This is a genomic window from Falsiroseomonas frigidaquae, assembly GCF_012163145.1.
GTDB lineage: Bacteria > Pseudomonadota > Alphaproteobacteria > Acetobacterales > Acetobacteraceae > Falsiroseomonas > Falsiroseomonas frigidaquae.
In genome coordinates, this window is record NZ_JAAVTX010000002.1 from 948,460 (window position 1) to 958,131 (window position 9,672).

12 protein-coding genes are annotated in these 9,672 nt (G+C 71.7%); 6 read left to right on the forward strand and 6 right to left on the reverse strand.

The window, feature by feature from the left end; all coding sequences use genetic code 11:
• Positions 1-5: 5 nt before the first annotated feature.
• Together HB662_RS08955 and HB662_RS08960 are read left to right on the forward strand one after the other, a co-directional pair.
• On the forward strand, positions 6-527 hold the full coding sequence (locus tag HB662_RS08955; RefSeq protein ID WP_209443158.1) for a PadR family transcriptional regulator: 522 nt from the start codon (positions 6-8) through the stop codon (positions 525-527).
• A gap of 1 nt (position 528) precedes the next feature.
• Positions 529-1,224, forward strand: a complete 696-nt coding sequence (locus HB662_RS08960; protein ID WP_168049321.1) for a LysE family translocator — start codon at positions 529-531, stop codon at positions 1,222-1,224.
• Positions 1,225-1,227: 3 nt separating this feature from the next.
• Here the strand turns inward: HB662_RS08960 and HB662_RS08965 are convergent, their stop codons facing one another.
• From HB662_RS08965 to HB662_RS08980, 4 genes are read right to left on the reverse strand one after another with little or no spacing between them, the layout of a single operon-like run.
• A complete protein-coding gene (locus HB662_RS08965) occupies positions 1,228-2,280 on the reverse strand; it encodes a glycosyltransferase family 4 protein (protein WP_168049323.1) in 1,053 nt (350 codons plus the stop codon).
• A gap of 3 nt (positions 2,281-2,283) precedes the next feature.
• Positions 2,284-3,033, reverse strand: a complete 750-nt coding sequence (locus HB662_RS08970; RefSeq protein WP_168049325.1) for an FkbM family methyltransferase — start codon at positions 3,031-3,033, stop codon at positions 2,284-2,286.
• The gene (locus HB662_RS08975; RefSeq protein ID WP_168049327.1) at positions 3,030-3,914 is read right to left on the reverse strand and encodes a VOC family protein; all 885 of its coding nucleotides are present in this window, start codon (positions 3,912-3,914) and stop codon (positions 3,030-3,032) included. Before HB662_RS08975 ends, HB662_RS08970 begins: the two co-directional genes overlap by 4 nt.
• 10 nt (positions 3,915-3,924) lie before the next feature.
• Entirely contained in the window at positions 3,925-4,584 is a 660-nt protein-coding gene (locus HB662_RS08980) for a glutathione S-transferase family protein (protein WP_168049329.1), read from the reverse strand.
• 109 nt (positions 4,585-4,693) lie between these two features.
• Between HB662_RS08980 and HB662_RS08985 the strand changes: the two genes are divergently transcribed.
• Positions 4,694-6,631 carry a polysaccharide biosynthesis protein gene (locus HB662_RS08985; protein ID WP_168049331.1) on the forward strand — a complete coding sequence of 646 codons (1,938 nt, stop codon included), beginning with the start codon at positions 4,694-4,696 and terminating at the stop codon, positions 6,629-6,631.
• 14 nt (positions 6,632-6,645) lie between these two features.
• Here HB662_RS08985 and HB662_RS08990 read toward each other — a convergent pair whose 3' ends face one another.
• Both HB662_RS08990 and HB662_RS08995 read right to left on the reverse strand, forming a co-directional pair.
• Positions 6,646-6,846 (reverse strand): hypothetical protein, encoded by a 201-nt coding sequence (locus HB662_RS08990; RefSeq protein ID WP_168049333.1) that lies wholly within the window; start codon positions 6,844-6,846, stop codon positions 6,646-6,648.
• Positions 6,806-7,408 (reverse strand): hypothetical protein, encoded by a 603-nt coding sequence (locus HB662_RS08995; protein ID WP_168047658.1) that lies wholly within the window; start codon positions 7,406-7,408, stop codon positions 6,806-6,808. The genes HB662_RS08990 and HB662_RS08995 overlap by 41 nt, the downstream gene beginning before the upstream one ends.
• Before the next feature lie 139 nt (positions 7,409-7,547).
• Between HB662_RS08995 and rph the strand changes: the two genes are divergently transcribed.
• The 3 genes from rph to HB662_RS09010 form a co-directional block, all read left to right on the forward strand.
• Positions 7,548-8,300, forward strand: coding sequence for a ribonuclease PH (gene rph / locus HB662_RS09000; RefSeq protein WP_168049335.1), 753 nt, complete (start codon positions 7,548-7,550; stop codon positions 8,298-8,300).
• A complete protein-coding gene (locus tag HB662_RS09005; RefSeq protein WP_168049337.1) occupies positions 8,297-8,911 on the forward strand; it encodes a non-canonical purine NTP pyrophosphatase in 615 nt (204 codons plus the stop codon). Before rph ends, HB662_RS09005 begins: the two co-directional genes overlap by 4 nt.
• A partial coding sequence (locus HB662_RS09010; RefSeq protein ID WP_456305468.1) for a hypothetical protein occupies positions 8,908-9,672 on the forward strand: 765 nt, incomplete at its 3' end. The genes HB662_RS09005 and HB662_RS09010, both read left to right, overlap by 4 nt.

Below are 9,672 nucleotides of genomic sequence, written 5' to 3' on the forward strand. Positions count from 1 at the left end.
GTCCCATGCGCGGCGAATTCGGACATGACCGCCCGCATGGCCACGGAGGCCGCCATGGCAGCCGTGGCGGCGGCCGGATGTTCGACCATGGCGAGCTGCGCCTGGTCGTCCTGGCCCTGATCGCGGAACAGCCGCGCCACGGCTACGAGATCATCAAGGAAATCGAGGATCGCGCCGGCGGCAGCTACAGCCCCAGCCCCGGCGTGATCTACCCGACCCTCACCCTGCTGGAGGAGCTGGGCCACGCAAGCACGGAGGAGCGGGACGGCAAGAAGCTGTTCGCGCTGACGGAGGCGGGCCGCAGCTGGATGCAGGCCAACCAGCCGGCCGTGGATGTGGCTCTGGCCCGGATGCAGGCGGCGAAGCTGGCGAGCGCCGGCGGCCAGCATCCCGGCATCATCCGCGCCACGGAAAACCTCCGCATGGCGATGCGGCTGCGCATGGGCCGCGGGCCGTTGAGCGAGACGGAACTGCGCGCCATCGCCGATGCGCTGGACGCGGCGGCCCGCGCCATCGAGGAGAGCTGAGATGGAGCCCGCCGCACTGTTCCTGTTTGCCGCCAGCTACCTGGCGGTGCTCATCGTCCCCGGGCCGGGCGTGACCGCCCTGGTGGCGCGGGTGCTGGCGCAGGGCATCGGCTGCGCGCCGGCCTTCACCGCGGGCGTCATCCTCGGCGCGTTGATCTGGTTCACCCTGGCGGCCACCGGCCTGTCGCTGCTGGCAGCGCGCTTCGCCATGGTGTTCGAGGTGGTGCGCTACCTGGGCGCCGCTTGGCTGCTGTACCTCGCCTGGCAGCTTTGGCGGGCGCCTGCCCGGACCGCAGCCGGGGCCACGCCAGCCGGGGCCACGCCAGCCGGGGCCACGCCAGCCGGGGCCACGCCAGCCGGGGCCACCCCAGCCGGGGCCGCGCCAGCCCCGGTGGCGGCGCGGGAGGATGGGCGGCAATTCCTGGCAGGGCTGGCCATCAACCTCGGCAATCCGAAGGCGATGGCCTTCTTCCTGGCGCTGCTGCCGGCGGTGGTGGATCTCGGCACCCTGACGGTCGTGGGATTTCTGGAGCTGGCGCTGGCCATCATCCTGGTCGCCGGGTCCGTGCTGATGGGCTACGCGATGGCGGCGGCACGGGCGCGGCGGCTGTTCACCTCGGCCCTGGCGCTGCGGCGGATGCGGCGCGGCAGCAGCGTGGCCATGGCGGGCGCCGCGGCGGGGCTGCTGGCGCGCTGAGCCTCAGCGCCAGCCGAGGCCGGCGCGCCGCATCCGCCGCAGGACGTAGCCAAGCCACAGAAGCTGCACGGCCAGCGCCGGCAGCACCACCAGCGGCTTGGTAGAGGGCGTCATGTCCAGGAAAGCCAGCGCCAGCGCCCCGTGGAAGGCGGCGAAGCCCCAATGCGTGGCGGCCACCGCCCGCACGGGCATGCCGCTGCGCTGGGCGAGCTGGTACAGGTGGGTGCGGTGGCCCTCGGCCAGCCTCTCCCGCATCAGGGCGCGGCGGGCCAGGGTGAAGGCGGCGTCGAACAGCAGGCCGAAGATCAGCAGCGGCACGATCAGGAAGGACACCTGCTGGCCATCGAAACGCGCCGCGGCCACGGCGAGGACGGCGAAGATGAAGCCGGCGAACTGGCTGCCGACATCACCCATGAAGATGCGCGCCGGGTGCAGGTTGAAGGGCAGGAAGCCGGCGAAGCCCGCCGCCACGAACAGTGCCGCCGCATAGACGAACCAGCCGCCCTGCAAGGCCGCCACCAGCGCCAGCGCCAGCGCGGCCAGCAGCAGCGTGCCGCCGACCAGGCCATCCAGCCCGTCCATGAAGTTCACCGCATTGGTGCAGCCGACGATCCAGACCAGCGTCAGCACCACGCCGACCAGGCCGAGGTCGGTCACGCCGATCCAGGGCAAGGCGAGGCGCGACACAACCAGCCCGCTGCCCACCGCCACCAGCGCCGCGCCGCATTGCGCCGCCAGCCGCAGCCGCGCGGACAGGTTCCGCACATCATCCAGCAGCGCGACCGCCGCGATGGCGACCGCGGCCAGGATGACGCCGAGGAACTGCATCTCGGCGATGCGGGCGAAGCGTGCGGTCAGGAACAGCACCAGCATGCCGATGACGAAGGCCACCACCACGCCCAGCCCACCGCCGCGCGGCGTCGGGTTGCTATGGGCGCTGCGGCCATTCGGGTGGTCGAGGATCGGGAAGGCGATCATCAGCCGCACCACGGCGGCGGAGAGCGTGGCGAGCACGGTGGCGAAGGCCAGATGCTCGATCAGGGCGTGGAATTGCATCGGTCAGGGTGTCAGCCGCGCGGGCTCCAGGCTGGCATAGACATCGCCGGAATTGGCGGCGTGGGGCAGGGCGGCGATCCAGCCGGCCATGGCTTCGGCGGGGATCGGGGCGGAATGGGCGAAGGCCATGCCCTCGCCGAGGCAGGCATTGAAGTGCCGGTAGCCGAGCGCGGCGAGCTTCGCCAGGCAGCGGGCTGCCACGTCGCGCTGGATGGTGGTGAATTCGAAGGACAGGCTGCGGGGCGCGCGGGACAGGCCGGAAAGGGCCACCGCCTCATACCCCTCGACGTCGATCTTCAGGAAATCAGGCACGCCGTGCTGGGCGGCGAGCGCATCCAGCGTGGTCACCGGCAGGGTCAGCTCCGTGTCCCAGACCTGGCCCTCCCAGCCCTCCGCCGCCGAGGCGGCGGCGATGAAATCCGGCGAGGCGCTGGCGACGGTGGGGTTCTTCGAGTTCACCCGCAGGGTGGCGGTGCCCGCTTCCGCGCCGACCAGGGCGGAAACCAGGGTGAAGCCGGGCGTGCGGCCATGCAGCAGGCGGATCAGCCGGGCGAGGCGCGGCTGCGGCTCCACCGCCAGGGCGCGGGCGCCGAGGCGCAGGTAGCTGGCGCTGCGGTCGCCGACATGGGCGCCGATATCGAAGCCGAGCTCGCCGGCTGCCAGGAAGCGGGCATGGAATGCATCCAGCGCCGCCGCGCGCCCGGGGCCGTAATAGGTGCGGAGCGATTGGCGGATGGCGGCGGCGGTGGTCACGCGAAGACGACCGCAGCGCCACCGGCATGCCCGGGCGGCACCATGATGCCATCCGGCGCCTGCACCACCGGCAGCCCTTCCAGCACGGCCCGCGCCGCCTGGCCCTGGTCATTGGTGCGGATCACCAGGCCGGCGATGAAGGGCAGCGTGGGCGCGGAGACGCCGGGCAGCACCTGGCCCAGCACGGCCTCCGGCAGGATACGGAGATGCGTCGGCAGGGCGGGCGAGAACGGCCCCGCCCCGCCCAGCGCGCCCGGCAGGGTCAGCACGAAGCCGGCCAGCGGGTCCGGCCTCGCCGGCTGGCCGGTGAGCTGCGACAGCCGCGCGGTGGTCTGCGCCGGGTCCGCCACGGCGAGGATTGCGGCTTCCAGCGACACCGCCCCGTTGCGATGCGCCATCCAGCGCCGGTCCCAGACCAGCTCCGGCGTCAGATGCTGGATGAGCTGCATGCGGCCCTCCGGCGCGTCCGGGAAGGGCAGCCGGGCGAAGCGGGCGATCGGGCCGCCTTCCTCCACCGGGCGCTGCAGCCAGGACACGCCGGGAATCGGCAGGCCGCCACGGCGCAGCCGTTCCAGATTGCCCTCCGCATCCTGGATGCCGAAGGCCAGGATATGCGCGCCGGTGTAGCGGGCCAGGAAGCCGTCCAGCCCGTTGGAAAACAGGCCGGGATCGACCAGGCCGAGCAGCTCGATATAGCCGTGTTCGAGGAAGGCGCAGCGATTGCCGGTGCCATAGGCCTCCACCGCGCCATCCGGCGTCCGCTTGCCGGATTGCCGGGCGAAGGGGGACAGGGCGAAGCCCATCCGTTCCCAGGCCGCGACCAGCGCCGGCAGGTCCGCGGTGCAGATGCCGGCATGGTCAAGCGTTGTGGCGACGCTCATAGGGCCGGGCTCACAGGGCCGGGCTTTCGTATTTCGGCAACAGCCACTCCGCAGGCTCCGCCGCCGCTTCCCGGTACCAGCGGTCAACCAGCGGATGGGCGCGGACGGCGTCGCAATAGGCCTGGCTAGCCGACGTGATCTCCGGCTTCCAGGTGATGAAGCGGGCGACGACGGGGGCGTACATGGCGTCCACCAGGCCGAAATCGGCGCCCATCAGGAAGGAGCCGCCATACTGGCCGAGCGCCTCGGCCCAGATCGCCTCGATCCGGGCGATGTCGGCCAGGCTGTCCGGATTGCGGCCATGGCCGGCGAAGTCGCGCCCGAGATTCATCGGCATCGCCATCCGCAGCCCGCGGAAGCCGGCATGCATCTCGGAGGCGATGGAGCGGGCATGGGCGCGGGCGCTGCGGTTGCGCGGCCAGAGGTCCGCCTTGAACTCGGCGCAGTACTCCGCGATCGACAGGCTTTCCCACACGCGGGCGCCGCGATGCTCGAGGTAGGGCACCAGGGCGTTGGGGGAGATCGCCTTGATCGCCTGGGTGTTGCCGCCGCCGGCGAGGGGCACGACCACTTCCTCCACGTCGAGCTGCGCCAGATGCACCATCAGCCAGCCGCGCAGGCTCCAGGAGGAGTAGCGCTTGGTCCCGATCACCAGCCTGCCTTCGGCCATATCCCATCCCACCCTTCTGCCGTGGCCGGAAATTGGCACGAACGCGGGGCGGCGTCGAACGCCACCGCGCCGCCTTCCGGGGAACCCCCCGCAGGGCTATTGAGGCATCATGGCTGCATCGGCGCGGGATCGAATTCTCCTCAATCTGGGGCTGGACGCGCTGGTGGCGGCGCTCGCCCTGCCGGCCGCCGTCTGGCTGGCGGTGCCCGGAAGCTGGCCACCAGGGCTGTGGTGGCTCGGCGCGGTGCCGGGAGCGGTGGCGGCGCTGCTACTGGCCGGGCTACCGCTGCGGCTGCCGCAGCAATATTGGCGCTTCGCCTCATTGCCCGAATTGCTCGCAAGCTCCGGCGCCGCGACCGGCGGGGCGGTGCTGTTCTGGATGGGGCTGTACCTGATCGACGCCTGGCACCCGCGTAACATCGGCTTTCCGGTAATCCATGCGCTGGTGCTGGCGGCGCTGCTGGCGGCACCGCGCATCGCCGCCCGGCTGCAGCATGCCGGCCGCGCCGGGCCGCTCAGCGAGACGCCGGCGCAGCCCGCGCTGCTGGTCGGCGCCGGGGAAGGGGCCGACCTGTTCATCCGCGCGCTGGCCCAGGAACGCAGCCCCGCCTACCGGGTGGTGGGCATCCTGTCGCAGCGGGCGCGGCAGCTTGGCCGGCGCATCCATGGCCTGCCGATCCTCGGCACGGCGGAGGATACGGCCAGCGTGCTGGATGCGATGCGGGAGGATGGGCGCCTGCCGGCGCAGATCATCCTGGCAACGCCCAACCTGCAGGGCGCGGCGCTGCAACGGCTGCTGGATGCGGCGGACCGCCATGGCGTGCCGGTGAAGCGCGCGCCGCGACTGACCGCGCTCGGCCCCGCCAGCCGCCGGCCGGGCGAACGCGCGGAGCCGGAACAGCGGGTGCGGCTGCGGCCGGTGGAGATCGAGGATCTGCTCGACCGCCCGCAGGTGCCGCTGGACCGGGAGGGGATGGCGCGCCTGGTGCAGGGCAAGCGCGTGCTGGTGACGGGCGCCGGCGGGACCATCGGCGGGGAGCTGGCGCGGCAGGTGGCAGCGCTCGGCCCGGCCAGCCTGACGCTGCTCGATCACGGCGAATACGTGCTGTACGAAATCGACCTGGAGTTGCGGGAGCGGCACCCGGCGGTGCCTCGGCGCGCCGTGCTGGCCGATGTGCGCGATGCGGAGCGGATCGGGCGGCTGTTCGCCGAGATCCGGCCGGAGCTGGTGTTCCATGCGGCGGCGCTGAAGCATGTGCCGATGGTCGAGAACGACCCGATGGAAGGCCTTCTGACCAACGCCGCCGGCACCCGCGTTGTGGCGGATGCGGCGCGGGCGGCGGGGTGTTCGCTGATGGTTTTCATCTCGACCGACAAGGCGGTGAACCCGACCAGCGTGATGGGGGCATCCAAGCGGCTTGCTGAGATGTACTGCCAGGCGCTGGACCGCATGGCGCGGGCGAGCGGGGCGGGGATGCGGCTGGTGACGGTGCGCTTCGGCAATGTGCTGGGCTCCACCGGATCCGTGGTGCCGCTGTTCCGCCGCCAGCTGGAGCGCGGCGGGCCGCTGACCGTGACCCACCCGGATATGCGCCGCTACTTCATGACGGTGCGCGAGGCGGTGGGGCTGGTGCTGCAGGCGAGCGTGGTGGGCGCCACCGACCGCGCCGACCAGCCGAAGGAACTGCGGGAGGGCGGCATCTTCGTGCTCGACATGGGTGAGCCGGTGAAGATCGTGGACCTGGCGCGGCGCATGATCCGCCTGGCGGGGCTGCGGCCGGAGGAGGATGTGGAGATCCGCTTCACGGGGCTGCGGCCGGGCGAGAAGCTGTTCGAGGAACTGTTCCACGGGCAGGAGCCGCCACAGCCGACGAATTTCGCCGGGCTGCTGGTGGCGGTGCCGCGGACGACGGATGCCGGGGAGATGGGGCGAGCGATCGATGAGATCGCGGCGCTGGCAGGGCGGGGCGATGGCGCGGCGGCACTGGCGCGGCTTTCGGCGCTGGTGCCGGAGTTTGCGCATGAGGATGGGACGGGCGGGGGTTAATACCCCCGCGCGGTTCAGAAGTGGGCGGGGCGGGGCGTCCGGCCCGCGGCCTTGGCGCGCTGCTCGATGCGGCGCAGGAGTTCGCGCTTTTCGGCGGTTCGGCTGGCGCCCTTGTTGCGCAGCGCCTCGATGGTCTCGGGCGTATCGGTCATGCCGAGTTCGGCCTTGCGGGCCTCAATCCTCGCCTGCAATTCGGCCAGCGTGAGCTTGACCATGGGGTGGCTCCTCGTCGGGTGTCAGAAGCGCGAAATCGCCGCCTTCCTCCGCCACGCGCCTTTGGAGATAGGCGAGGTCGAGGCTTGGTGCGAGTCGAAACAGCGCGCGGGCCTGCAGCAAGCGGGACGGATCTGTCGGTGGGGCCAGGGCGGCCTGCGCCAGCCGGTCGGCGATCATGTCCTCGAAGGCCGGCAGTGCGATGGCGGCGCCATCCGAGGTGATCGCCAGCAGCAGGATGCGGCCAGGGTCGCTGGCGCCATCGAACAGCCGGCCCGAGACCTGCTGGAATCCGTATTCGGGATGCTCGGGATGATAGTAGCCGACCAGCAGATAGCCCTGACGGTCCTCACGACGAAAGCCGTAGGCGCGCAGGGCGGCATCCAGCGCCGCATCGTCGGCGGCAACCAGATCGAAGTCGCCCGACATGAAGGCACCCGCCGTGTAGATGGCGGTCGCGGCGCCGCCAACCAGGATGGGGACGTAACCCGTCGCCCGGCGGTAGGCCTCGCAGGCCTTGGCCAGTGTTGCCAGCGCCTCGATGAAGGATGTCGGCAGCGGCACCGGTCGTTTCCCCTGTCTGGTGCCAGCCTAGCTTCCGCTTCTGCGTACCGTCCGCCCCATCTGGCGGACTCCCGAAAAAAGGAGGGGGCGCGGGGGAGTTCACTCCCCCGTCTTCGCTCTCCGTGTTACGCGCTAGCCCATGATCGATTTCCCTGCCGGCTTCAAAGCCCCCTTCGTCCGTCCTTCCGGTCGTGTCGCCGATGCGATGCGGGAGGTCACGCTCACCCCCGGGGCCTCGCGCCATGCGGAGGGGTCCTGCCTCATCCGGTTCGGGCTGACGGAGGTGCTGTGCACCGCCAGCATCGAGAGCCGCGTGCCGCCCTTCCTGCGCAATACCGGCCAGGGCTGGGTCACCGCCGAATACGGCATGCTGCCGCGCGCCACGCATACGCGCAGTGACCGGGAGGCGGCGAAGGGCAAGCAATCCGGCCGCACGCAGGAAATCCAGCGGCTGATCGGGCGGTCCTTGCGCGCGGTGACGGATCTCAAGGCGATGGGGGAGATGTCTATCACCCTCGATTGCGACGTGCTGACGGCGGATGGCGGCACGCGCTGTGCAGCGATCACCGGCGCCTGGGTGGCGCTGCATCTCGCCTTCCAGCATTGCATCAAGTCCAACATCCTGAAGGCCAACCCGCTGCGCGACCATGTGGCCGCGATTTCCTGCGGTGTCTGGCAGGGCACGCCGGTGCTGGATCTCGACTATGCCGAGGACAGCAAGGCGGAGACGGACGGCAATTTCGTCATGACCGGCTCGGGCGGCGTGGTGGAGGTGCAGGCCACCGCGGAAGGCGCGCCGTTCAGTGAGGAGGAGCTGCTGAAGCTGATGGCGCTGGCCCGCGCCGGCACCGGCAAGCTGTTCGAGATGCAGAAGGTGGCGATCCGCGGATGAGCCACCGGCGGCTGGCGGAAACCCGCATCGTCATGGCCTCGCACAATGCGGGGAAGGTGCGGGAGAATGCGGCGCTGCTGGCGCCGCATGGGATTGCCATCGTCAGCGCCAAGGAGCTCGGCCTGCCGGAGCCGGAGGAGACCGAGGACAGTTTCCTCGGCAATGCCCGCATCAAGGCGCTGGCGGCGGCGCGGGCCTCCGGGCTGGTTGCGCTGGCGGATGACAGCGGGTTTTCGGTGGCCGCGCTGGATGGCGCGCCGGGCGTCCGGACCGCGGATTGGGCGGAGACGCCCGCCGGGCGCGACTACCAAATGGCCATGGCGAAGGTCGAAAAGCTGGCGCGGCATGCGCCGGATCGGCGCGCCTGGTTCTCCTGCGCCCTGGTGCTCGCCTGGCCGGATGGGCACGTGGAAGGCTTCCTGGGGGAGACGCATGGCCAATGGGTCTGGCCGCCGCGCGGAGCCAACGGCTTCGGCTACGACCCGATGTTCGTCCCCGAGGGCGGCAGCGAGACATTCGGGGAAATGACGGCCGAGGCGAAGCATGCCATCAGCCACCGTGCCGCGGCCTTCCGGCTGCTGGCCGAGGCCTGCCTGCCGCCGCCGGCATGATCCGCGCGGCCCTGCTGCTTCTCCTGCTGGCCTGGCCGGCGATGGCGGAGCAGGCCGGGCCATTGCGGACGGCGCCGGGCGTGGTGGCGCGGGATGGCGCGGCCACCGGCGCGCTGGTCTGGCTGCATCCGCACTATACCGAGGGCCCGCCGCCCGAGGCCCCGGCCTGGACGGCGCGGCTGGCGGCGGCCGGCTGGGATTTGTGGCGCTACGACCGCACGGGCGGGCGGGACCCGCTGGAGGCCGGCGCGGCTGGGCTGGCCGCGGGCAGTGCCGCGCTGCGGGCGCGGGGGTATCGGCGCGTGGCGTTGGTGGGCGAAAGCCGCGGCGCCTTCATCGCCCTGGTCGCGCTGCGATATGCGGGCCTGGCGGAGGCCGTGGTGCTCGCCGCGCCCGCCGCGCATGGCAGGCGGGTGGAGCGGCGGCCTCAGGCCCTGGCCGATTTCAACGCCGCACTGGCCGCCGCCGCCCCGACACCTGGCCAGCGCATGGCGCTGCTGCTGTTTCGCGACGATGGCTGGGACCCGGATCCGGAGGCCCGCGCGGCCGCCTTCCGCGCCGCCACGGCGCGGCTGGGTGCATCCGGCCTGCTGCTGGACCGCCCGGCGGCACCGACCGGGCATGGCGGGGTGCAGGAGGAGGTTTTCGACAGCCTGTTCGTACTACTGTGTCATATAATAGTGGCGCTGGGTGAGGCGGTGGCAGCAAGGACATCGCGGCATACTGCGGGCGAGTTCGCGGGCGATGCGAAGGCGCATGGT